The sequence below is a fragment of the Mycetocola sp. TRD_SC_2 genome (genome assembly GCF_055361225.1).
In genome coordinates this window covers 1,727,157-1,751,148 of record NZ_CM143954.1, presented here as the reverse complement: position 1 = coordinate 1,751,148, position 23,992 = coordinate 1,727,157, and the positions used below count along the sequence as shown (strand labels likewise).

The window sequence follows — 23,992 nt, the reverse complement described above, 5'->3', positions numbered from 1 at the left end:
ATTCGATGACGACCTTTCGTCTGCGCGCGTCCCAGCCGGGATCCGGCATCCGCCGTACTCTGACCGGCGTCCGCATCGCCGGTGTCGGCGACGACGCCGTCGATGTCGTGCTCGAAGACGGGATCGTCGCCGAGATCCGCCCGAGCGGGGCGCACCAGCCGGAGGGGGAGACCACAAACGGCGATGGGCGCTGGCTTCTGCCCGGCCTGTGGGATTCGCACGTCCACTTCACGCAGTGGGCGCAGATCTCGCGCCGCTTCGACCTGGGCGCCACCCGGAGCGCTCACGAGGTCCTCGACGTCGTCGCCGCGAACACCCCGCAGGGGGAGGGCGGCCCAGCCGTCGGTTTCGGATTCCGCGACGCTCTCTGGCCGGATGCCGCGACGCTCGGTGAACTCGACCGTGCGTCTCACGGTCGCGCCGTCATCCTCATCGCCGCCGACCTGCACTGCGCCTGGCTGAACAGCGTCGCGCTCCGTCTCTTCGGGCACCCCGGTTCGGAGACCGGGCTCCTCCGCGAGGAGGATGCGTTTACCATTCTCCGCACCCTCGACACCGCCCCGGATGCCGTCGTCGACGGCTGGGTGAGTGACGCCGCGAACCGGGCAGCTTCTCGCGGCGTCGTCGGGGTCAACGACTTCGAGATGGCGTGGAACGTCGACGCCTGGACCCGCCGGATCGCGTCGGGCACCATCGCGCTGCGTGCCCGGTTCGGCGTGTACCCACGCGACCTCGACCGGGCTCTCGCCGAACGGCTGCGGACCGGCCAGATCCTTCCGCACACGCACGGGCTGCTCGAGGTCGGGCCGCTCAAGGTGATCACGGACGGGTCCCTCAACACCCGCACCGCCTACTGCGTCGACGAGTACGCCGGCGTCGCAGAACACACGCATGGCGTACTCACCGTCCCGACCGACGAACTCGTCGATCTGATGTCACGTGCCCGCGATGCAGGGCTCGATTCGGCGATCCACGCGATCGGCGACCGGGCGAACAGCCTCGTTCTCGACGCCTTCGAGGCGACCGGCGCGCGCGGTTCCGTCGAGCACGCGCAGTTGCTCTCGCCGGGTGACGTCGGGCGGTTCGCCTCCCTCGGGGTCACCGCGAGTGTGCAGCCCGAACACGCGATGGACGACCGCGATGTGGCGGAGCGATTCTGGGAAGGGCGCACCGGGCGTGCGTTCATGCTCCGCAGCCTCCTCGACGCCGGTGGCACCCTCGCTCTCGGATCCGACGCGCCGGTTGCACCGCTCGATCCGTGGGTGGCGATCGCCTCGGCGGTCGGCCGGTCGCGAGACGGGCGCGCCCCGTGGCATCCGGAACAGTGCATCTCGGTTGCCGAAGCTCTCGCCGCGTCGACCCGCACCGGTTCCGCCACCGTGCGTGCCGGGCATACCGCCGACCTCGTGCTGGTCGAGCAGGACCCGTACACGGCGACCCCCGATGCCCTGCGACGGATGCCGGTGGCCGCGACGATCCTCAACGGACGCGATACCTTCTCCGCGCTCTGACCGCTCCGGCAATAGCAGCCCGGTAACGACAAAGGAGGGCCGCCCGAATGGGCGACCCTCCTTATCTGTCTGCGTGTTTAGCGGGAGACGTGGGCGACGAGGAACCAGCGGTCCTTCTCGAGGCCGCGGGCGATCTCGATCGCGATGTCCTGGCTGGTCAGGTCGATGCCGTCCAGTTCGTCGACGGCTGTCTTGATGGAGACGAGAGCGGCGTCGATCTGTGCGACGAACTCCGCGATGGTGTTCTCCGACTGCTGGAAGCCGGCGGTCAGTTCGCCGGTCGTGGTCTTGGCTGCGACGGTCGCGAGGCGCGCGTCGACGGGGAGGCCCAGGGCGACGATCCGCTCGGCGGCGCTGTCTGCCCAGTCCTGCGCGTGGGCGACGATGGTGTCGAGGAGCTCGTGCACTCCGACGAAGTTCGCTCCGCGAACGTGCCAGTGCGCCTGCTTGCCGTTGACGACGAGGGCGGTCATGTCGATGACGACCGGGGTCAGGAACTGCGCGACTCCCGCAGCGACGTCGGGGCTGACGGAGGTCGATGGAATCGTGGTGATGTCTGTCATGGTGTTCCCCTTCACTGTGCGCGTGGTTGTGTGCGCTGTTGACGACAACGCTACTCGGGCTCAGACATTCCGCAAGGAAGCCAAGGCTCGTCTAACCCGCCGGTCTGCCGGCATCCTTGCCACCCGGGTCAGCGGAGCGATGAGATCCCAAGCGCGACGCTTTTGAGGTCTCGAATTCTTCGCTCATACGTTGCGGCGAGCACGATGAGGACGACTCCACCGATCCCTGCCCAGAGCCACCAGGGAACCGAGCCGTACAGCCCCGAAATCCACGGCCACAGCTGAGCCAGAGCGTGGACGACGACGACCACGGCGCCGATCAGCGTCGGGGCCTGCAGCTTGAACGCCAAACCCGCGCCGAGCACGGCGAGCGATGCGACGCCCAGCGCGACGACTCGCCACAACTCGTTCGGACCGAAGTTGGCAAGAAGCGAGGGCACGAGCAGAAGGAGCAACCCGGCGCCGAGTGGCGCCCACGACCGCATCTGCGGGAACCGCCCGAGTCGCACGGCGCCGCCGGCGATCAGCGCCAGAGCGAGTGGTGCAGTGGCCAGTTCGAACGGCGACGCGGCATCGGCCTGCAGCAGAAGCGCGACGAGCAGGGCAGCAGTGATGATCGAGACCCATCGGAGCAGGGGCGAGAACTCGTCCCGGACGGATGCCGCCAGCACGATCCCACAGAGGACCAGCAGCACCGTCACCCCGCGCCATCCAGCGAGCGGTTGGTCCGCGAGGGCTGCCATCGTCGGCAGGGCCAGCGCGACGACGGATGCCGACAGGGCGACGGCGGGAAGGACCGCTGACGAGCCCTTGCCGAAGAACCACAGAAGCCCCGCGGCGAGGAGGACGGCGGCTGTCGTTGCCGACCACACCTCGAACGGCAGCGAGATGTTCTCGCGTTCGCTGAGTGCGCGGAATACACCGGCCACGAAGGCGGCGAGCACCCCGGCGAGCCAGAACGTTCGCCCGGCGTTCAGGCCACGCGCTGCAGCCGGCGTGAGCAAACCGGCGAGGATGAGGGCGGCTGACACCGCGAGCACGCTCCCGGAGCGCAGGAGAGAGTCGCCAGGAAAGAGTGCGCTCGGTGCCAGTCCGAGCGCCAGTCCTGCGACGAGGAGAACCTGACGCTCGCGGTCGACCTGCCGGACGAGCCGCACGGTGACCCCAGCAACGATCGCGACGGCGAGCGGAACGGTGACGAGCTCGAACGGCGCCAGGTTCGCCGGTGCGAGGATCGCACCGCCGAGCACCCCGGCAGTGGCAATCGAGACCCAGCGGAGCGCGGGCGAAAATTCGTCCCGCACACACGCGACGAGAACGAAACCGCACAGCACGAAGAACACGATGAGGGCGCGCCGGGGCTCGACTGCCTCGACGGCGACCGCTGCTGCCGTCGGTGCGCCGAGAGCAACGACCGCAGCCACGATCGCCACCGTCGCGGCACCGCCGGGCGACCGCCGGGTCAGGTGCCGCGCCAGGGTGGCGGCGATCAGCACCGCAGTGGCGCCAGCTGACCACCACTCGAAGGGGATGCTGTGGTCTGCCTGGTGCAGGAATGCGCGCCCGACCCCGGTCAGGAAGCTCGCCCCGACACCCGCGGACCAGAGGATGATCCCGCCGCGCAGACCGCGGTGGGTCTCAGGAGCGAGTGCGCCGGCGATCACCAGAGCTGCCGAGACCGATAAGACAAGAATCGGCCTGAGGGGGTCGGAGGTCAGGCCGGCGATGGCACTGGGAGCGAGCCCGACAACAACGGCGGCGATCAGCAACACTGACCGACCGGGAACCGCTTGAGCCGCCACGGGGCGCCGAGCGAGGATCAGCCAGAGGACTGCCAGCAGGAGCCCGGCGACCGGGAGTGTGTACCACTCCACCCCGACGACGTCTGAGCGCACCAGCCCCAACCAGAGCGCAGCGACCGCCAACGGCAGCCCGAGCCACGCGAGGTGCCTTCGGAGTGACGTGCCGGTGACAATCCCGCCTGTCCCACTGGCGACGACAAGAGCGGCAACGGCAAGCAGCAGCAGCGCAAGCCAGCCCATTGTGGGGCTGTCGGCGACGCCCGCGATGACCCCGAAACCGATGACCCCGAGAGCAGAGTCCCAGACAATGCGCGGCGCGGCGGAGCGCGAAAAGAGAAGGAGCGCAACACCGGCGAGAACAACCGCGACACCGGCCACAACCACGACGAGCGACGACGAGCGGCCTTCCTCGCCGAGGGGCGGAGCGTAACGGCTCCATGCGACAACGGATGCAGATGCGATCGCGGCGGGCGCGATCGCCGCAGCGACGAACCGCTCGGGCCAGGCGGCCACCGATCGGACCAGCTGCCACAGGATGCCGCCGACGGACGTGAGCACGAGCATCGCAAGCAGGGAATCGGCTTCATCGGAAACGAGAAGCAGGCAGATCCCGCCGAGAGCGGAAAGGAGCGCGACAGTGAAAACCGCGGCTGTCTCCACGCGAGTGAGGAACCGTGTTCCGGCGAGGAGACCGATCCAGAGAAGCAACGCGGTCGTGGTGAACCAAAGCATTGGCTGCGCCCATGGGAGTGGCCCGCCCGTCGCCGCCGCGAACCAGCTCGGTATCAGCGATACCGTCACAAGCACGGTGACGGATGCCGCTACCGAGACCAGGGGAATCAGCCAGACTGCGACCGCCCGGCGCACCCGGAACCACGCGACCTGCCGGAAGGCGATGAGGAGGGCGATCGCCCCGAGGAGCGCGAAGGGGAATGTGACCGTGCTCGTCGCTCCGATGGTGCTGAACGCGAGAAGACTCAGTCCGAAGACCAGTCCCAACACGACCCGCAGGCCGGGCAGCCCACGAGCAACCCCGGCAAGGACGACAACCGAAAGCACCCCGAGCCACGCCGTCGAGGCGACCGGCTGGCCCAGCGTCGCACCCGCGCCGACGAGGCCGACACCACCGAGAACGCCGGGCGCCCACGCAGTGCGCCGCGCGAGACCGAGAAGGAAGAGCGCCCCGAAGCCCAGACCAGCGAGGGAGAGCGCGGCGAGGGGAGCGGCCCAGCCCTCTCCGAAGAAGACGTCCGGACGTTCGAACGCCGTGAGGCTGAACGCGCCGGAACTCACACCCCACGCTGCGGTAATCAGGTTCGCTGCGGCGGCGGGAAGAGCCGCGAGGCAGGCGGCACCGAGGGGAATCCATGCCGCAAGCTTCAGTGCACGCGCCGCTCCAGCCAGTCGCGGAGCACGGGAAAGCGCGGCCACCAGGAGGGCCGCAAGAGCAGTGCCGGCGAGAGGCAGCCAGCGCCATTCTTCGCCAGCACCTCGGGGAATGAGCGCGAGCCCGGCTCCGGTCGCCGCAAGACCCAGGCCGACAGCGGCCACTACCCGCCAGGCGGTGAGCGAAGCCGGGGCGAACTGACCGGACTCCATTGGAGCGGTTTCAGCCGCCGGTGCAGGTTCGACGACGAGCGCGAGGAGCCAGCATCCGGCGACAACGGTGAACGCGAGGACACCACCGAACGGCACGTCGGGGAAGGCACCGAGGGCGAAGAGGGTGCCGAGGACCGCAGCGGTCACGCTGACCAGCCGCAGAGCGACGCGTTCGACCGTAAGCCCGACGCGCGGCCAGAGTGCTGTCGCACCGAACGCGACAAGGGCGGCGGCGGCCCACAGCCCGGTGACGGGAACCGGCTCAGGGAACAGGCCGAGCACCAGGGTGAACGCTGCCACCGGACCGAGGATGACGGCTGAAATCGACAGTGTTTTCAGGGGTAGGATCCGGAACGCGACGAGGAGCAGCACCGACAGCACGCCGAGAGCGAGGCCGGTGTAGAGCCAGACATTGAGGCCGTCGGATCCGAACACTCCATTGGCACGGATGATCCACAGATCGAGCAGGAAGAGCACGACAGACAGGCTCGCGATGCCCTCGGCGGTTCCGCGAAGCTTGCGGCGGGAAAGGAGGGCGGCGACGCCGAAGACCACGACGCTCGCCGCGCCGGTGAGCACAGACCTGACCTCGAGGCTCGCGACGAGGTACGCAACGAGAACGAAGAACAGGGCCATGACCGCGACGAGCAGGACGCCGACGGTGAGCATAAGAATCTGGATGCCTGACCGTCGCGGTCGCGCATTCCCCGGAGATTCTGGGATGTTGAGAGGCTGAACCGGAGGAGCGTACGAAGGCGGAGAGGTCCAGGCTCCGGGTGCGAAACGTTCCGGGTTCACGCCGGGCTCGGCCGGGTATCCGGAAACGGGGGTGGATTCCGGCGCTGTCGGTGCCGGCGGATACGCGTACTGCGGTGCGGTGGGGGCGGCGGTGTGCTGTTGCGATGCGAGGACATCCGCCGCCTGGCGGGCCAGGTTTGCCTGTCGGCGTTCCTCCTGCTGCACACGCATGCGGGCAAGCAGGTCCTGACGCCGGGACTCCGCCGACGCGACCGTGGCACCCGCCTCGAGCAGGTCCGTTGCCGCCGGCACCGTCAGGTCGAGCCCGCAGTTGACGCAGACCGCTCCGCCGAGGGGCGAGAAGCAAGCGGGACAGACAGCCGTGTTGGTGAGGAACGACGGGTCGGCCGGCCACCAGCGGGCGGAGCGGAAGGTGTCTGGCATTGCCCCATTCTGTCGGAGCGCCGCATGATGCGTCGGCCCCAATTGTGGATCGGGGAGGAACGTAACCCCTGTGGATAAACCGGGCCGCGATAGTGTGACCGCATGACGAGCGAAAACGCAGCATCCATCATTCGGCTGACGGGCGTGAACGGCCCGGACATCGCGGACACCGCATTCGTTGCCCCCGGAGCTCGCATCGTCGGGAATGTGACTCTGAAGGACCGATCGAGCGTCTGGTACAACGCCGCGTTGCGGGGCGATTCCGCCTCCATCGTTCTCGGTGAGGGCAGCAATATCCAGGACGGCGTCGCTGTCCACGTCGACTCGGCATCCCCGGTCGTCATCGGTCGCGGCGTCTCCGTCGGGCACAATGCCGTCGTTCACGGATGCACGATCGGCGACACCGTCCTCGTCGGGATGGGCGCGGTTGTGCTCAGCGGTGCGGTCATCGGCGAGGAGTGCCTTATTGCCGGGGGAGCGGTGGTGCTCTCCGGTGCGGTCATCCCGCCGCGGTCACTCGTCGCCGGGGTCCCGGGAAAAGTGCGACGCGAGCTCACCGACGACGAAGTCGACGGCATCCGGAAAAATGCGGAAATCTATCTCGAGCACTCACGGCACCACGCCGAGTCGATAGAGGGCGGTTCGGTCTAGTCTGAACCGTTCTTGCGGACCCAACGCCGATGCGAGGTCATCGCTGACCCGAGACACACCGCGGATGCCGCCATGAGGCCGATACCCGCTCCGAAGCGGCCGGTTCCGAAGAAGATTCCGGCGCAAATGAAGAGCGCGACGCCGATGGCTGTCCAAATCGAGTACGGGCGGAGCATCTTCATCGCTTCGCCTTCGATCGCTGGAACGGAGAACTGGAGGGGCTGACGAGAATCGAACTCGCATCATCTGTTTGGAAGACAGAGGCTTTACCACTAAGCTACAGCCCCGAAATCTGGCGGGTTTCCGTCAGCGTTTCGGTTTTCACCGGAAGACCGGCACCCGAATATCGTAGTACACGTTTTGGGGTGCGATGTGCCGCCACCCTCCGTGTCGGTTTTTCGAACGCGGTCGTGCATTAGACTGTCTGAGGCCTTCCACTGCCGCCTTCATTCTGGCGTGTGAGTCCAACCCGGTAGTTACCTACCGGGGCGTAGCTCAGCTTGGTAGAGCGCCCGGTTTGGGACCGGGAGGTCGCAGGTTCGAATCCTGTCGCCCCGACAAGTCCGTACTCCTCAGATCGAGGACGAATCCACAACACAGGAGAACACACCAACGTGAAATCCACGGTCGAAAAGCTCAGCCCCACCCGCGTCAAGCTCGCCATTTCGGTGACGCCTGAAGACCTCAAGCCGAGCATCACCCACGCCTACGGCCACATCGCCGAGCAGGTCAACATCCCCGGATTCCGTAAGGGCAAGGTTCCGCCGGCGATCATCGACCAGCGCATGGGCAAGGGTGCCGTTCTCGAGCACGCTGTCAACGAGGGCCTTGACGGTTTCTACCGCGCTGCTGTCGAAGAGCACAGCATCCGCACCCTCGGTCGCCCCTCGGCGGACATCGTCGAGTGGCCCAGCGACAAGGACTTCTCCGGAGACCTTGAGCTCGCCATCGAGGTCGACGTTCGTCCCGAGATCACGCTTCCGTCCTACGACGACATCACCATCGAGGTGGATGCCGCCGAGATCACTGACGAGGACGTCGCAGCCGAGCTCGACAAGCTCCGCACGCGCTTCGGCACGCTCGTCACCGTCGACCGCCCGGCAACAACGGGTGACTTCGTTCAGATCGACCTCATTGCGGCGATCAACGGCGAAGAGGTCGACAACGCGACCGGCATCTCCTACGAGGTCGGCTCAGGCGACCTGATCGAGGGCATCGACGAAGCACTCGAGTCCCTCACCGCTGGTGAGGTCACCACGTTCAGCGCTCCGCTGCTCGGTGGAGAACACGAGGGCGAGAACGCCGAGATCACCGTCACCGTTGGTGCCGTCAAGGAACGCGAAATGCCCGCGGCCGACGACGACTTCGCACAGATCGCCAGCGAGTTCGACACCATCGCTGAGCTCACCGAGAGCCTCAAGGAGCAGGTCGCACGCCAGAAGGCCTTCGGCCAGGGCACCGCGGCTCGCACCAAGCTGCTCGAGAAGCTCGTCGAGCTCGTCGAGATCCCCGTTCCGGAGAAGCTCGTCGAAGACGAAGTTCACCGTCACCTCGAGGGTGAAGGTCGCCTTGAAGACGACGAGCACCGCGCCGAGGTCACCGTCTCGAGCGAAGCCACGTTCAAGCAGCAGATGCTGCTCGACACGATCGCAGAAGCCGAGAACGTCCAGGTCAGCCAGGACGAGCTCACCCAGTACCTGATCCAGGGTGCCGCTCAGTACAACATGGAGCCGGGCGAGTTCATCAAGGTTCTCGACGAGAACGGTCAGATCCCGGCCATGGTCGGAGAGGTTGCCCGCAACAAGGCCCTCGCCGTCGTGCTCGCGAAGACCAAGGTCGTCGACACCGCAGGCAACACTGTCGATCTGACCGGGTTCGTCCCGACGGGCGACGATGACGCCGAAGAGGCTCCCGCCGACGAGGCCGTAGCCGACGAGGCTCCTGCCGAAGAAAGCTCGACCGAGAAGTAGATTTCCTCTCAATGACGGATGCCCCGGGAACGTTCCCGGGGCATCGGTCATTTAACCGGGGAGCGGCGCGATATCTGCCCACGGCGAACAGAGCAGTTCAGCCGCGTTGGCTCCGATAGATTCGATTACACGCAACAACTGAAATGGAGCGCGACATGGCCGAACTGACACTGCCCAACAGTGTTTTTGACCGACTGCTGAAGGATCGCATCATCTGGCTCGGCGCAGAGGTCCGCGATGAGAACGCGAACGAGATCGCTGCGAAGCTGTTGCTGCTCGCGGCTGAGGACTCGAAGCGGGACATCTACCTGTACATCAACTCTCCCGGTGGTTCGATCACCGCAGGCATGGCGATCTACGACACGATGCAGTTCGTTCCGAACGACATCGTCACGGTCGGTATCGGCATGGCAGCGTCGATGGGGCAGCTGCTCCTGACCGCGGGCACCAAGGGCAAGCGATACATCACCCCGAACGCCCGCGTGCTGCTGCACCAGCCGCACGGCGGTTTCGGTGGCACGTCGAGTGACATCCAGACCCAGGCTCAGCTCATTCTCGACATGAAGCGCCGCCTGGCTGAGATCACCGCCGCGCAGACCGGCAAGTCCGTCGAGCAGATCAACGCCGATGGTGACCGCGACCGCTGGTTCAGCGCTCAGGAAGCCCTCGAGTACGGATTCGTCGACCACATCCGCGAGTCGGCAACGGACGTCGCCGGCGGCGGCGGAACCGAAACCGCCTAAGCGTCGAGAAAATCAAGAGGACAAAACATATGGAAACCCCGACTTTCCGCGCCGCAGGTAACTTCGCCGCTACGGCCGCTGCCATGCCGAACTCGCGTTACATCCTTCCGAGCTTCGAGGAGCGCACCGCATACGGGTACAAGCGCCAGGACCCGTACGCCAAGCTCTTCGAAGACCGCATCATCTTCCTGGGTGTCCAGGTCGACGACGCGTCGGCCGATGACGTCATGGCCCAGCTTCTCGTTCTCGAGAGCATGGACCCGGACCGCGACATCGTCATGTACATCAACTCACCCGGTGGTTCGTTCACCGCGATGACTGCGATCTACGACACGATGCAGTACATCCGCCCGCACATCCAGACCGTGGTGCTCGGCCAGGCGGCATCCGCTGCTGCCGTGCTCACCGCTGCCGGTACGCCGGGCAAGCGCCTTGCGCTGCCGAACGCCCGCATCCTCATCCACCAGCCTGCCGTCGGCGAGGCCGGACAGGGACAGGCATCCGACATCGAGATCCAGGCAGCTGAGATCCTGCGTATGCGGATCTGGCTCGAGGAGACCCTCTCGGCTCACTCCAACCGGAGCGTCGAGCAGGTCCACAAGGACATCGACCGCGACAAGATCCTCTCGGCTGAACAGGCTCTCGAGTACGGCCTGATCGACCAGGTCCTGACGAGCCGCAAGCACGTTCCGACGACGAACACCACGGCGTCCGGAGCGATCACGTCCGCGTAACACGCGAAACAGCATCATGAGAGAGCGGAGCCGGGATTTCCCGGCTCCGTTTTCGTTTCTGCCACCGAGTTTTTCGACACCCGGCACGTCACCTACGGCACGATGTCCGCGGTTCGGGTTAGGCTCAAAGAAGGCAACTAGCCAGCAAGAGGGAGTGTGGACTGATGGCTCGAATCGGTGAGAGCGCAGACCTGCTCAAGTGTTCCTTCTGCGGGAAGAGCCAAAAGCAGGTTCAGCAGCTCATTGCGGGGCCCGGCGTGTACATCTGCGACGAATGCGTCGAACTGTGCAACGAGATCATCGAGGAGCGCCTCGCCGAGGCCGGCGAAGCGGCAACGCCCGACTTCGAACTGCCCAAGCCGAAAGAGATTTTCAACTTCCTCGAGGAGTACGTCATCGGCCAGGAGCCGGCCAAGAAGGCCCTCTCCGTCGCCGTTTACAACCACTACAAGCGCACGCGGGCCCGTACCTCGCTGACCAGCGCCGACTCCATCTCCGATGACATCGAGATCGCCAAGAGCAACATCCTGCTCATCGGTCCCACCGGTTGCGGCAAGACCTATCTCGCGCAGACGCTCGCGAAGCGCCTCAACGTGCCCTTCGCCGTCGCCGACGCCACAGCGCTCACCGAGGCCGGCTACGTCGGTGAAGACGTCGAGAACATCCTCCTCAAGCTCATCCAGGCCGCCGACTACGACGTCAAGCGCGCCGAGACCGGCATCATCTACATCGACGAGGTCGACAAGATCGCCCGCAAGGCCGAGAACCCGTCGATCACCCGCGACGTGTCAGGGGAGGGCGTGCAGCAGGCGCTCCTGAAGATTCTCGAAGGCACCGTCGCATCCGTTCCTCCGCAGGGTGGGCGCAAGCATCCGCACCAGGAGTTCATCCAGATCGACACGACGAACGTGCTGTTCATCGTCGCCGGTGCCTTCGCTGGCCTCGAAGAGATCATCTCGTCCCGTGCGGGCAAGAAGGGCATCGGCTTCGGCGCTCCTCTGCACTCCAAGGGCGACGACATGAACCTCTTCAGCGAGGTGCTTCCTGAAGACCTGCACAAGTTCGGCCTCATCCCCGAGTTCATCGGCCGTCTTCCCGTGGTCACCACCGTGACCCCGCTCGACCAGCACGCGCTGATGGAGATCCTGACCGTTCCGAAGAACGCGCTCGTGCGTCAGTACCAGCGCATGTTCGAGATCGACGGTGTCGAGCTCGAGTTCGAGCAGAGTGCGCTTGAGGCGATTGCCGATCTCGCGGTACTCCGTAAGACCGGTGCTCGCGGGCTGCGCGCGATCCTCGAAGAGGTTCTCGGCCCGGTCATGTTCGAGGTGCCGTCGACCGAAGAGGTCGCTCGCGTCGTCATCACCCGTGAGTCGGTGCTCGAGAACGCAGCGCCGACGATTGTGCCGCACAAGCCGCGCCGCCAGGAGAAGTCCGCGTAGGACTTCCCTCTGCCGGGCCTCGCTCGGTCGTTCTGCTCTGTTCTGCTCTGAGGTCCCCGCCCGTGGGTGCTGCCCCGTCGGCATCCGTTCGCGTCTCTGTGATCGAGTTGCCGCAAAGGACTGTTCGCCGGATCGATTTGCCTCAAACGGTCGTTCGTTGTGCGTGGGAGCGACCTTTTGGGGCAACTCGAATGCGAATCAGCGTCCATGGCCCGCGTGACGGATGCCGCCGCCCACGCGCCCGCGACGCCCTACGCCAGGCCGCGCCGCTCGAGCAGCGGCTCGAAGCGAGCATCGCGCCCGCGGAAGTCGCGGTACGCCTCGAGCGGGTCCTTGCTCCCACCGACGCCGAGCAGCAAAGCGCGGAACCGGTCCCCGTTCGAACGGGTGAGCCCGCCGTTCTCGGTGAACCAGTCGACGGTATCCGCATCGAGCACCTCACTCCAGATGTAGGAGTAGTAGCCAGCGTCGTATCCACCCGAGAAAGTATGGGCGAAGTAGGTGCTCGAGTATCGCGTCGGCACCGCGGGGTTGTCGAGTCCGGCCGCCTCAAGCGCAGACCGCTCGAAGGCCTCAACGTCGGAGATCTCATCATCCGCGGTAATCCGGTGCCAGGCCTGGTCGAGCATCGCTGCGGCGAGGTACTCGCTCGTCAGGAAGCCCTCGTTGAACGACGCAGAGCGGTGGAGGTTGTCGACGAGAGCCTGTGGCATCCGCTCGCCGGTTTCGTGGTGCACCGCGTAGTTCGCGAGCACGTCGGGGTCGAGCATCCACATCTCGTTGACCTGGCTGGGGAACTCGACGAAGTCACGGAACACATTGGTCCCGGCGAACCGCGGGTAGGTGACCCGAGCGAAAAGCCCGTGCAGCGCGTGACCGAACTCGTGGAAGAACGTCGTCACCTCGTCGAAGCTCAGCAGGGTCGGCTGGCCCGACGCCGGCTTCGGCACATTGAGGTTGTTCACGACGACAACCGGCTGGTCGAGAAGGCTGTTCTGCGACACGAGGGGGTTCATCCACGCCCCGCCCCGCTTCGAATCCCGGGTGTAGAGGTCGAGGAGATACAGGCCGACCGGCGCACCGTCGGACTCGGTCACTTCGAACACACGCACGTCCGGGTGGTACGCGACGAGGTCGGCGCGCTCGGTGAAGCTCACACCATAGAGGCGTTCCGCCGCGTAGAAGATCCCGTCGACGAGCACGCGCTCTGCCTCGAAGTACGGGCGCATCGCGGCCGTATCGACATCGAACCGGGCGGTACGGACCTGTTCGGTGAGGTAGGCCCAGTCCCAGCTCTCCACAGTGAACGGTTCTCCTGACGCATCGGCGAGAGCCTGCAGGTCGGCCTGCTCAACGCGAGCATTGCGAGCGGCGGCCGGCGCGAGCGACTCCATCATCGCCGCAACTCTCGCGGGCGTCCGCGCCGTCTGATCGGCCGTCACGAAAGCGGCATGTGACTCGAAGCCGAGCAGGCGGGCCCGCTCAGCGCGCAGCCGGGTGATCTCGAGCACGAGCTCACGGTTGTCGAACTCCCCACCACGGATGCCACGAGCCCGCGACGCGCGCATCACCCGTTCGCGCACATCGCGCCGGGTCAGGCTGGCCAGAGCCGGGTGCCCGGTCGGCAGTACGAGGCTCAGCAGATACTTACCGTCGAGCCCCCGCTCCCGCGCCGCTTCGGCGGCAGCCGAGATCTCACCGGAACTCAGGCCATCGAGCTCCGCGACGTCATCGAGCACGACGGCGAGGTCATTGGTGTCGGCGAGAAGGTTCTTCTCGAATCGGGTCGTCAGGGTCGACAGGGTGCTGTTGAACTCCCTCAGCTTGTCCTTATCGGCATCGCTCAGCCCCGCGCCCGCGAGCGTGAACTCGGTGAAGTACCGCTCGAGCAGATACCGCGACTCGGAGTCGAGCCCGAGGTGGTCGCGCTGCTCATGGACGAACCGGATCCGCGCGTACAGGTCAGGGTCGAGCCGGATCGCATCGGTGTGCGCAGACAACAGAGGCGCGATACGCTCCTCGAGCTCGGTCGTCGTCGGGTTCGAGTCCGCCGACGTCTTGTTGAAGAAGACGGATGCCACCCGCTCAAGCACCTGCCCCGACCGCTCCAGTGCCATCAGGGTGTTCTCGAAAGTCGGCGCCTCGCCCAGCCGGGCGATGGCATCCACTTCGGCCAGCTGCTCAGCCATTCCCTGCTCGAAAGCGGGGAAGAAATGCTCGTCGCGAATCTCCGCAAACGGAGGAAGCTGGTAGGGGAGAGTGCTGGGTTCGAAGGACGGGTTCGGCGTGTTGGGCATGCCTCCCACCCTAGGGCGGTCATGTGGGCTCAGAGGGCTCCCACACACGCATAGGGTGGGAGTATGGCAACTTCCGAGCGCTACACGCTGGGTCACCACGAAAGCGTTCTCCGCACGCACAGCTGGCGCACCGTCGACAATTCCGCAGCATATCTCGCCCCGTACCTGACACGCGGCGCCCGCGTTCTCGATGTGGGCTGCGGACCGGGAACCATCACCATCGACATCGCCCAGCGGGTCTTTCCCGGTGCGGTCTTCGGCATGGATGCATCACCCGAGGTGTGCCTCCAGGCCTCCACGCTCGCTCGTGACAGCGATGTGCTCAACGTCGACTTCGCCGCCGGCGACGCGTATGCCCTCGACTATCCCGACGACACCTTCGACGTCGTGCACGCCCACCAGCTGCTGCAGCACGTGGGTGACCCGGTCGCCGTCCTGCGCGAGATGCGCCGCGTGGTCAAGACCGGAGGTATCGTCGCGGCGCGCGACGTCGTCTACGGAGCGGCGTCCTGGTATCCGCTTCTTCCCGGCCTCGACACCTGGATGCGGGTGTACCAGTCGGTTGCCCGGTCGAACCAGGGCGAGCCGAATGCCGGACGCTCGCTTAAGGCATGGGCAATGGATGCCGGGTTTACCGACGTCGAAAGCACCGCGTCGATCTGGTGCTTCTCTACCGACGACGACCGCGACTGGTGGGGGAGCGCGTGGGCGACCCGAGCCGTCGAGTCCAGCTTCGCTCCGCAATCGATCGAAAGCGGATCAGCGACCCAAACCGAGCTCGAGGAGATTTCGGCGGCCTGGACCGAGTGGGTCGCCGACCCTCGCGCCTGGTACGCGATGCCTCACGGCGAAATCCTCGCGCGCAAGTAGTCGCTACTCTTCTTCGTCCTCTTCCGGGGCGTCGACCTGCCGGATGGTTGCGGTGTCTGCCACAGCGTTGTAGGTGATGATCGTGCCGTCGTCGAGCTCGATGACGGGACGTCGTTCAAGCCAGGTCAGGGTCCAGCGCCACGAGCGCGCGTCGACGTCTTCGGCGCGAAGCTCATCCTCGACCGTCCGGACGGCGGCAGTCATGACCTCGGGGAGTCCTGCCGGGGGTGTGTCACCGACGGTCCAGCGGGTTCCGAGTTGCATCATGCCCCCGTCACACGGTCAGGTCGTAGGTGATCCAGTCGGTGCGCTTGGCAACCTTGTCGTACAGCACCTGCGCTTCGTCGTTGTCCGGAGCGGTCACCCAGCGGACGATCTCCGAGCGTTGCGCGCGGGCGATCTCGGTCACCTGCTCGATGAGAGCAGTCGCGACGCCGGTTCCGCGGGCGTCGGGAGAGACGAACAGGTCATCGATGTAGATCCCTGTTCCGCCGGCGAGGGGACGCGCGAAGGTCCGGTAGTGAGCGAGACCGACGAGCGAGCCGTCTTCGTCCTGGGCGACGAGCGCAGACAAATCGTGCTTCTTCTCGCTGATCCAGCTCCACACCAACAGCGCCTTCTCATCGTGGACGGGTGTGCCGTAGAACTCGCCGTATCCGGCGAACAGGGGCAGCCAGTTAAAGAAGTCGCGGTCCTTGACCGGGCGGATCTCGAACGTCATTGTTTCTCCTCAACTGTGGTTCGACGTAGGGGCGTCGACCGGGGCAAATTCCACTCCGGTGACCGCGAGCTCGTCTCCGGGGGTGAATGTGAGTCTAACGATACGACCGACCGCTTTGAGATCCCCTTCTGCGAGGGTCAAAAGTGTGATCTGCTCAGGGGTTCCTGTGATGGTTGCCGTGTCGAGGGTCGCCTTCTGCGATGCCTTGGCATCGGTCTTCGCACGACGGATGCTCGTGAGCGCCTGCCCGGTGAGCACCAGCAGTTCCGGCTGACCGGTCGAAGCGAGATCATCCACGGTGGGCCACGCTGCGGAGTGCACCGATCCGTCGTTCCACCACGACCAGGCCTCTTCGGCGGCGAACGGAATGAACGGGGCGAAGAGGCGCAGCAGCACGTGAAGGGCCTCGCGCAGCGCTGCCACAGCGGATGCCTGACCCGGGTGGGAAGCGTCGTACGCGCGTTCCTTCACGAGCTCGAGGTAGTCGTCGCAGAATGTCCAGAAGAAGGACTCGGTCATCTCGAGTGCACGCGCGTGGTCGTACGACTCGAACGCGGCGGTCGCATCGGCGACGATCGTCCGAAGCGTGGCGAGCATGCTCAGGTCGATCGGTTCGGTGACGGAGGCGTCGTCCGCTGACTCGAAGCTCAGGATGAACTTCGATGCGTTGAGCACCTTGATGGCGAGGCGGCGGCCGATCTTGATCTGTGTCGGGTTCTGCGGATCGAAACCGGCGTCGGTGCCGAGGCGGGATGATGCGGCCCAGTAGCGGACGGCATCCGACCCATGCTTCTCGAGGATGTCTGCCGGGGTGACGACGTTGCCCTTCGACTTCGACATCTTCTTGCGGTCGGGGTCGAGGATCCACCCCGAGAGACCGGCGTGTTCCCACGGCTTCTGGCCGTGCTCGAGCACCGAGCGCAGCATGGTGGAGAACAGCCAGGTGCGGATGATGTCCTGTCCCTGCGGGCGCAGCGAGAACGGGAACACGGTGTTGAACAACTCATCGTCGCGTTCCCAGCCGGCCGCGAGCTGCGGGGTGAGCGACGAGGTCGCCCACGTGTCCATGATGTCGAGTTCACCGGCGAAGCCGCCTGGCACGTTCCGCTGCGACTCGTCGTAGCCGGGAGCGGTGTCGCTCGACGGGTCGACAGGAAGGGACGCGGCGTCAGGGGCGATGGGGGAGTCGTAGACCGGGTTGCCCTCGGGGTCGAGCGGGTACCAGAGCGGGATGGGCACACCGAAGAACCGCTGGCGCGAGATGAGCCAGTCGCCGGTGAGGCCACCGACCCAGTTCTCGTACCGGACCCGCATGAAGTCGGGGTGCCACTCGAGTTCGTTGCCGAGCTCGATCAGCTTGGCGCGGAGGTCTTCGTCGCGCGCGCCGTTCCTGATGTACCACTGGCGGGTGGAGACGATTTCGAGTGGCTTGTCGCCCTTCTCGTAGTACTTCACCTGGTGGGTGGTCGGCTTCGGGTCGCCGATGAGGGCGCCGGCATCCTTGAGCTGCTGCACGACCGCCTGCTTGGCGCTGAACACGGTCTTGCCGGCGATCTCGGCGTATGCGGCGAGCCCGGACTCGGAGGTGATGACATCCGGCGCCTCAGCGATGATGCGGCCGTCGCGGCCCATGATCGTGCGGTTGGGCAGGTCGAGTTCACGCCACCAGATCACGTCGGTGACGTCGCCGAACGTACAGATCATCGCGATTCCGGCGCCCTTGTCCGGCTGCGCGAGGTGATGGGCGAGCACGGGGACCTCCACACCGAAGACCGGTGTGGTGACGGTCGTGCCGAAGTGCGGCTTGAAGCGCTCGTCGTCCGGGTGCGCGACGAGCGCGACACACGCCGGCAGGAGCTCGGGTCGCGTGGTCTCGATCTCGATCGTTCCGCCGTCGGGCTTCGTGAAGGCGACGCGGTGGTAGTTGGCTGACTGCTCTTTGTCTTCGAGCTCGGCCTGGGCAACGGCGGTGCGGAAGGTGACGTCCCACAGGGTGGGCGCCATCGCCTGGTACGCCTCACCGCGTTCGATGTTGCGGAGGAAGGCAAGCTGGCTGATGCGGATCGAGTCGTCGCCGATGGTGCGGTACGACTGGTCCCAGTCCACGGACAGGCCGAGGGTGCGCCAGAGCGCTTCGAACTGCTTCTCGTCCTCGACGGTGAGGCGTTCGCACAGTTCGATGAAGTTACGTCGTGAGACCGGCTTCTGGTCGGCCGCCTTCGAGCTCTTGCCGTCTCCGCCTTCGAACGGCGGAACGAACTCGGCGTCGTACGGGAGAGTCGGGTCGCAGCGCACGCCGTAGTAGTTCTGCACGCGGCGCTCGGTCGGAAGGCCGTTGTCGTCCCAGCCCATCGGGTAGAACACCTGCTTGCCGGTCATCCGCTGGAAGCGGGCGACGACATCCGTGTGGGTGTAGCTGAAGACGTGGCCGATGTGCAGCGAACCGGATGCGGTCGGCGGGGGAGTGTCGATGGAGTACACGCACCCGCGGCCACCTTCGACGGCAGCGCTCCGGTTGAACCGGTAGGTACCAGCGGATTCCCATTCGGGACCCCATTTGGCTTCTAGGCCCTCGAGGACGGGCTTGTCTGGAACGTGCGCGGTCATGGGAACTCCGGGTTCGCTATAGGCGGCACCGTGTGTACGTGCCTGAGTGTTGGGATCTGTCCATGGTAGCGGAGCCGCGGCCTGCCGTTCGGAACGACGCCGCCCTCAGCGTGATGCGCTAAGGCGCGGGGCGTCGGCGACGAGTCGAGCGGTGTACGGATGCTGCGGGTCGTCGAAAACGCTCGTCGCGTCACCGGTTTCGACGATCTTCCCGTCCTTCATGACGGCAACGCGGTCGCTCATGTGGCGGATCACTCCGAGGTCGTGCGAAATGAACAGGTAGCTGAGCCCGCGCTCCGCCTGCAGTCTGTCGAGGAGGTCGAGCACCTGGGCCTGGACGGTGACGTCGAGGGCAGACACCGGCTCGTCGCAGATCAGAATCTCGGGGCGAGACGCGAGGGCACGCGCGATCGACACGCGCTGGCGCTGACCGCCGGAGAGGTACAGCGGGCGGGTGGTGGCGACCGACTGCGGGAGGCCGACGGCGTCGAGGAGTTCGCCGACGGTGGACCTGTCGTCGGCGGGAGCGAGGGCGACGGCGTCCGTGAGGATGCGTCGGACCGTCAGGCGAGGGTCGAAGGAGCTCAGGCTGTCCTGGTAGATCGCGCCGATCCTGCGGCGGAGCGGCCTGCGTTCGCGTTCCCTCAAAGCGGAGAAGGACTCTTCGTCGAGGAGCACGTCGCCGGCGTCCGCATCGGTCAGCGCGAGGATCAGCCGGGCAACGGTGGTCTTGCCCGACCCGGACTCTCCGACGAGTCCGAGGGTCTCGCCACGGTCGAGGTGCAGCGAGACGTCATCCACCGCACGAAACCGGCCCGCCGGCGCGCGGTACGTCTTCACGAGACCGGATGCCGACAGAACGACCGGTGGCGAAGCATCCGGAGCGGGCATCGGTGAAGGCATCGGTGCGGCGAGCGTCGCGCTGGTGGGGACGAGCGGCGTACGCCGGGGTTTGTCCGTTGGGACGGCGGCGATGAGGCGGCGGGTGTATTCCTCACGCGGGTTCTCGAGCAGGGTTCGGGTGTTGCCGGTCTCGACGAAGCGCCCGTCTTTCATCACGAGCACCCGGTCGGCGATGGCGCTGACGACGGCGAGGTCGTGGCTGATCAGGAGGATGCCCGTCCCGCGTTCCTTGATACTCGCGAGGAGGTCGAGGATACGCGCCTGGATGGTGACGTCGAGAGCCGTGGTGGGTTCGTCCGCGATGAGGAACGGCGGGTCCAGCGCGATGGCCGCGGCGATGAGGGCGCGCTGGCGGAGGCCACCGCTGAGTTCGCCCGATCGCTGGGACATCGCCCGCTCCGGGTCGGGCATTCCGACGAGGTTGAGGAGCTCGACCACACGGGTCCTCGCCTGATCGGCTGAGAGACGGGAGTGGAGGCGGAGCGCGTCACCGATCTCGCGGCCGATCGGGCGGAGCGGGTCGAGGGAGACGAGGGCATCCTGCAGGACCAATCCGACCTGTGAACCGCGGATGTTTCGCCAGTCCCGTTCCGACGCACCCGCGAGATCGCGGCCGGCAAGGGTGAGCATGGAGGCGGAGACTCGCGAGCCCCGACCGGCGAGACCGAGGAGCGCGCGGGCGGTGACGCTTTTGCCTGAGCCGGATTCGCCGACGATGGCCACGCATTCACCACGTCCGATCGCGAAGGAGAGATCATGAACCACTGTGGTGTCGCCGAAGGAGACGGTGAGCTGGTCGACGTCGAGGAGAGGTTTCATCGGTTTCCTGCCGTCCTGCGGGTGAGGCTCCGGCCGAGAACCGTCGTCGCGATGGTGGTGAGGACGATCATGAGGCCGGGGAACACGGTGAGCCACCACGCGGTGCCGATGTAGGTGCGGCCGGCGGAGAGCATCGCTCCCCACTCGGCGGCGGGCGGCTGTGCACCGAGGCCGAGATAGCTGAGGGCGGCCGCCCAGACGACGGCCTGGCCGATCCCCAGGGTGGCGAGCACGAGGAGTGGCGCGAGGGCGTTGGGCAGGATGTGGCGGGTGAGGATCCGAAAAGGTCCGTGCCCGAGGACTCGAGCCGATTCGACGTAGGCAGAGGTACGGATGCTGACCAGCTGCCCGCGAATGATGCGGGCGTAACCTGGCGCGGTCGACAGGCCGACCGCGATGGTCGCTGTAACCGGGCCGGGACCTGCGATGACGATCACGAGAAGGGCGAGGAGGAGACCGGGAAAAGCGAAGAGCACCTCGATGGTGCGGTTGACGGTGAAGTCGAGAACCCGCCCGCCGAAACCGGCGAGAACACCGAGGGCGAGTCCCAGGACGAGGCCGATCGCGGTGGCTGACACTCCGATGAGGAGCGACGTCGATGTGCCGGCGACGACCCGGCTGTAGATGTCGCGCCCCGATTCGTCGGTGCCGAACCAGTGAGTGAGCGATGGCCCCTGGAAGGCGTCGCGTGCCGAGATCGCGTTCGGTTCGAACGGCGAGATCAGGCCAGGAACAACGGTGGCAGCCAGGAGAAAGAGCACGAAGCCCAGCGCGAGCAGTTCACCGACGCTCGGTCGTGCGCGTCTGGCCGGTGCTGCGCTCGCCGCAGCGGTACGCAGGTCGAGTTCGCTCATCGCGTTGCCTCCGCACGGCGCAGGCGGGGATCGGCGAGCCGCGAGGCGGCATCCGTGGCGACCGTCATGACGATGTAGACGAGGGCGACGAGGAGAACGACGCCGGTGACGATCGGGACATCCCGCAGGGTCACCGCCTGCAGGAGGGTTCGGCCGAGTCCGGGCCGGGCGAAGATCGTCTCGACGACGACGGCGCCCGAGATGAGGTAGCCGAGCGCCCAGCCGGAGAGGCTGATCGCAGGAAGGCTCGCGTGGCGGAGGGCATGGCGCAGACGGATGCCGATCGGCGATTCTCCGCGTGCCCTCGCGGAGACGATGAACGGGGCATCGAGGGTATCGAGGAGCGTTTCGCGCATGACCTGCGCGAGGAAGCCGGCGAGCGGAATTGCGAGGGTGACGGTGGGCAGCACGAGTCCCGTGACGCCGCCGGTTGAGACCGGGGGCAGCCAGCCCAGGGCGCTGCTGAAGATGGCGATGAGCACGGTGGCGAGCCAGAAGTGGGGGAGCGCTGCGCTCGTGAGTTCGATGCCCTGACCGACGGATGCCGCGACTCGGCCTCTACCGGTCGACCAGAGGGAGAGCACCAGTGCGAGGAGCCACGCCAGAGTGAGTGCGGCAAACGCGAGGATCAGGGTGCCACCGATCTGCGCGCCGAGGAGGTCGGCGACGGGAACCTTGAGGGCGTATGAGGTGCCGAGGTCCCCGGTGAGAAGCCGGCCGAGCGCGTTCAGGTACTGGATGCCGAGCGGCAGGTCGAGGCCGTAGTCACGCCGGACCTGATCGAGCGTCTCCTGTGATGCCTGCGACCCCGGCCCGCCGAGCACGGCTTCAGCCGGGTCGCCGGGGATCAGCCGGATGGCGAAGAAGGTGAGGGTCGCCACAGCCCACAGCACGAAGAGGGACCCGCCGAACCGGACCAGGAGCCACCGCGCGGTGCGGAGGCTCCTGGAGCGGGGCGGAAGGTTACTTTCCGTCAAGCCAGGTGTCATAGAACGTCGGCGTTGACACGGTCGGGAGGGACCGAACGTCCTTCACGTGCGTGCCCATCAGAAAGTGGTTCTGCTGGTCGTACAGGGGCAGGATGTGGAAGCCCCCGAGGATGATGCTCTGGGCGTCCTCGTACAGGGATGCCCGTTCGTCTTCGTCGGAGATCTCCGATGCCCGCGTCAGCAGGTCGTCGAGCTCGGGGTTGTTCACCTGCGAGAGGTTCGCGAAGTAGCCGCTCGGCGCCGGAGTGATTCCGTCGGAGTGGTACAGGATGCGCAGCACGTCAGGTCCGACCTTCGTGTACGGGGCGCTCACGAGGTCGTAGTTGTTCTCGGCGAGCACGCCGTACCAGCTAGACAGGTCGAGCAGGCTGAGGTTGACCGCGAACCCGGCGTCCTTCGCCGTCGCCTGGATCTGCTCGAACAGCGACTGCTCGGCGGGAATCGACTGGTTCGTCGACACCGGGAAGTCCAGTGAGAGGCGCTCGCCGTTCTTCACCCGGTAGCCGTCGGCGTCCCGTTCGCTCCAGCCCGCCTCGTCGAGCAGGCGGTTCGCTTCGTCGAGGTCGGTGCTGAAGAGCGACTCGTCGGAGTATCCGGCGGATTCGACGCTCGACAGCGGTGAGTACGAGCGCTCGGCGGAGCCGAAGAAGAGCGACTCGATACCGTCGTTGACATCGACGGCGCGAATGAATGCTTCGCGAACGGCCGGGTCGCTGAACGGTTCAGCTCCCGCGTTCAGCTCGATCCGGTTCGATGCTCCCGGTCGCGGTGCGTCGAGGTGAGCGAGTGTTTCCGTCTTCTCGGCCGCTGCGATCGTGTCGGGCTGCGCGTTGTCGAGCACATCGACCTGGCCGCCCTGCAGCGCGGCGTAGCGCGAAGCGGAGTCGGGGATGAAACGCCACTCGATGCCCTCGAGGTATGCCTTGCCGTCGTGCTTGGCGTCGGCGGGCGGCGAGTTGTAGTCCTCGTTGCGCACGAGCGACACGTGGTCCTGCTTGACCCACGCATCGACGATGAACGGCCCGGTGCCGATCGGGGCCTGGCAGTTCTCCTCCATTCCACGGGCGATGCCTGCGGGGGATTCGATCGCGAGCCACGGCATCGAGAGCGACTCGAGCAGCGCGCTGTCCGGCGCGGAGAGGGAGAAGCGGGCCACCGTGTCGGAGACGACCTCGACCGAATCGACCTTGCCCAGGGCGAGGTAGCCCGTCGATGACTCGGTCGCCGGGTCCTTGAGGTGCTCGACGTTGACCTTGACGGCTTCAGCGTCGAGCGCGGTGCCGTCGGTGAAGCTGACGTCGTCGCGCAGCGTGAACTCCCAGCTGAGGCCATCGTCAGAGGCAGACCACTCGGTCGCGAGCCACGGGATGATCTTCCCGTCTGCGTCGCGCGAGACGAGCGACTCCAGGAACTGCCCGGCGATCAGGGCCTGCGGGTAGTTGCCGCCGACGTGCGGGTCGAGGCACGTGGGTTCGGCGTCACCGCTGGCGTAGGTGAGGGTGCCGCCCTCGACGGGCGTCGTTGACGCCTCGCCGGCCGGGGCCGAACATCCTGCGAGGAGGAGAGCGATGCCCGCGACCGCTGCGACGGATGCGACGCCGCGACGAGCGTGGGACGGTGAGAGGAGATGCATGTGTGTTCCTTGACGCTGGAGGGAGAGACGGCGATCGTGCGCTGCGCACGTTATTGGACGCGGTCTAATAACCATCCTAGATCTCGTTTTGTTCCCGTCGTG

Annotated in this window: 18 protein-coding genes and 2 tRNA genes; 8 read left to right on the top strand and 12 right to left on the bottom strand. The window is 66.3% G+C overall.

The window, feature by feature from the left end:
• Positions 1 to 5: 5 nt before the first annotated feature.
• Positions 6 to 1,511, top strand: coding sequence for an amidohydrolase (locus ACWA1Q_RS08395; RefSeq protein ID WP_463756593.1), 1,506 nt, complete (start codon positions 6 to 8; stop codon positions 1,509 to 1,511).
• A 77-nt stretch (positions 1,512 to 1,588) separates the two neighbouring features.
• Here ACWA1Q_RS08395 and ACWA1Q_RS08390 read toward each other — a convergent pair whose 3' ends face one another.
• Together ACWA1Q_RS08390 and ACWA1Q_RS08385 are read right to left on the bottom strand one after the other, a co-directional pair.
• On the bottom strand, positions 1,589 to 2,074 hold the full coding sequence (locus ACWA1Q_RS08390) for a Dps family protein (protein ID WP_463756591.1): 486 nt from the start codon (positions 2,072 to 2,074) through the stop codon (positions 1,589 to 1,591).
• 128 nt (positions 2,075 to 2,202) lie between these two features.
• Complete coding sequence (locus ACWA1Q_RS08385) at positions 2,203 to 6,657, bottom strand: SCO7613 C-terminal domain-containing membrane protein (RefSeq protein WP_463756590.1); 4,455 nt, start codon at positions 6,655 to 6,657, stop codon at positions 2,203 to 2,205.
• A 102-nt stretch (positions 6,658 to 6,759) separates the two neighbouring features.
• On the opposite strand from ACWA1Q_RS08385, the gene ACWA1Q_RS08380 reads away from it, so the two are divergent.
• A complete protein-coding gene (locus tag ACWA1Q_RS08380; protein WP_463756588.1) occupies positions 6,760 to 7,308 on the top strand; it encodes a gamma carbonic anhydrase family protein in 549 nt (182 codons plus the stop codon).
• On the opposite strand, the gene ACWA1Q_RS08375 is transcribed toward ACWA1Q_RS08380, so the two are convergent.
• Complete coding sequence (locus tag ACWA1Q_RS08375; RefSeq protein WP_463756586.1) at positions 7,305 to 7,490, bottom strand: hypothetical protein; 186 nt, start codon at positions 7,488 to 7,490, stop codon at positions 7,305 to 7,307. The two genes, ACWA1Q_RS08380 and ACWA1Q_RS08375, sit on opposite strands and share 4 nt — an antisense overlap.
• Positions 7,491 to 7,521: 31 nt before the next feature.
• A tRNA-Gly gene (locus ACWA1Q_RS08370) sits at positions 7,522 to 7,595 on the bottom strand.
• Positions 7,596 to 7,792: 197 nt separating this feature from the next.
• On the opposite strand from ACWA1Q_RS08370, the gene ACWA1Q_RS08365 reads away from it, so the two are divergent.
• From ACWA1Q_RS08365 to clpX, 5 genes are all read left to right on the top strand, one after another.
• Positions 7,793 to 7,866 (top strand) — tRNA-Pro (locus ACWA1Q_RS08365).
• Between the two features lie 56 nt (positions 7,867 to 7,922).
• Positions 7,923 to 9,278 carry a trigger factor gene (gene tig, locus ACWA1Q_RS08360; protein WP_463756584.1) on the top strand — a complete coding sequence of 452 codons (1,356 nt, stop codon included), beginning with the start codon at positions 7,923 to 7,925 and terminating at the stop codon, positions 9,276 to 9,278.
• A 155-nt stretch (positions 9,279 to 9,433) separates the two neighbouring features.
• Positions 9,434 to 10,021, top strand: coding sequence for an ATP-dependent Clp protease proteolytic subunit (locus ACWA1Q_RS08355; RefSeq protein ID WP_463756583.1), 588 nt, complete (start codon positions 9,434 to 9,436; stop codon positions 10,019 to 10,021).
• 29 nt (positions 10,022 to 10,050) lie between these two features.
• On the top strand, positions 10,051 to 10,755 hold the full coding sequence (locus tag ACWA1Q_RS08350; protein WP_308428549.1) for an ATP-dependent Clp protease proteolytic subunit: 705 nt from the start codon (positions 10,051 to 10,053) through the stop codon (positions 10,753 to 10,755).
• Between the two features lie 164 nt (positions 10,756 to 10,919).
• On the top strand, positions 10,920 to 12,197 hold the full coding sequence (clpX, locus tag ACWA1Q_RS08345) for an ATP-dependent Clp protease ATP-binding subunit ClpX (RefSeq protein ID WP_463756582.1): 1,278 nt from the start codon (positions 10,920 to 10,922) through the stop codon (positions 12,195 to 12,197).
• 251 nt (positions 12,198 to 12,448) lie between these two features.
• Here the strand turns inward: clpX and ACWA1Q_RS08340 are convergent, their stop codons facing one another.
• Positions 12,449 to 14,494 (bottom strand): M3 family metallopeptidase, encoded by a 2,046-nt coding sequence (locus tag ACWA1Q_RS08340; protein WP_463756580.1) that lies wholly within the window; start codon positions 14,492 to 14,494, stop codon positions 12,449 to 12,451.
• A gap of 63 nt (positions 14,495 to 14,557) precedes the next feature.
• Between ACWA1Q_RS08340 and ACWA1Q_RS08335 the strand changes: the two genes are divergently transcribed.
• Entirely contained in the window at positions 14,558 to 15,364 is an 807-nt protein-coding gene (locus tag ACWA1Q_RS08335; protein WP_463756579.1) for a class I SAM-dependent methyltransferase, read from the top strand.
• A 3-nt stretch (positions 15,365 to 15,367) separates the two neighbouring features.
• Here the strand turns inward: ACWA1Q_RS08335 and ACWA1Q_RS08330 are convergent, their stop codons facing one another.
• From ACWA1Q_RS08330 to ACWA1Q_RS08300, 7 genes are all read right to left on the bottom strand, one after another.
• Positions 15,368 to 15,631: a hypothetical protein gene (locus ACWA1Q_RS08330; protein ID WP_463756578.1), complete on the bottom strand. Its 264-nt coding sequence runs from the start codon at positions 15,629 to 15,631 to the stop codon at positions 15,368 to 15,370.
• Positions 15,632 to 15,638: 7 nt separating this feature from the next.
• Complete coding sequence (locus ACWA1Q_RS08325; protein WP_463756576.1) at positions 15,639 to 16,085, bottom strand: N-acetyltransferase family protein; 447 nt, start codon at positions 16,083 to 16,085, stop codon at positions 15,639 to 15,641.
• Positions 16,086 to 16,094: 9 nt separating this feature from the next.
• Positions 16,095 to 18,692, bottom strand: coding sequence for a valine--tRNA ligase (gene valS, locus ACWA1Q_RS08320; protein ID WP_463756575.1), 2,598 nt, complete (start codon positions 18,690 to 18,692; stop codon positions 16,095 to 16,097).
• 105 nt (positions 18,693 to 18,797) lie between these two features.
• Entirely contained in the window at positions 18,798 to 20,414 is a 1,617-nt protein-coding gene (locus tag ACWA1Q_RS08315) for a dipeptide ABC transporter ATP-binding protein (protein ID WP_463756574.1), read from the bottom strand.
• Positions 20,411 to 21,268 carry an ABC transporter permease gene (locus tag ACWA1Q_RS08310; protein WP_463756572.1) on the bottom strand — a complete coding sequence of 286 codons (858 nt, stop codon included), beginning with the start codon at positions 21,266 to 21,268 and terminating at the stop codon, positions 20,411 to 20,413. Before ACWA1Q_RS08310 ends, ACWA1Q_RS08315 begins: the two co-directional genes overlap by 4 nt.
• Entirely contained in the window at positions 21,265 to 22,257 is a 993-nt protein-coding gene (locus ACWA1Q_RS08305) for an ABC transporter permease (protein WP_463756571.1), read from the bottom strand. The genes ACWA1Q_RS08310 and ACWA1Q_RS08305 overlap by 4 nt, the downstream gene beginning before the upstream one ends.
• Positions 22,232 to 23,890, bottom strand: a complete 1,659-nt coding sequence (locus ACWA1Q_RS08300) for an ABC transporter substrate-binding protein (RefSeq protein WP_463756569.1) — start codon at positions 23,888 to 23,890, stop codon at positions 22,232 to 22,234. The genes ACWA1Q_RS08305 and ACWA1Q_RS08300 overlap by 26 nt, the downstream gene beginning before the upstream one ends.
• Positions 23,891 to 23,992 lie beyond the last annotated feature (102 nt).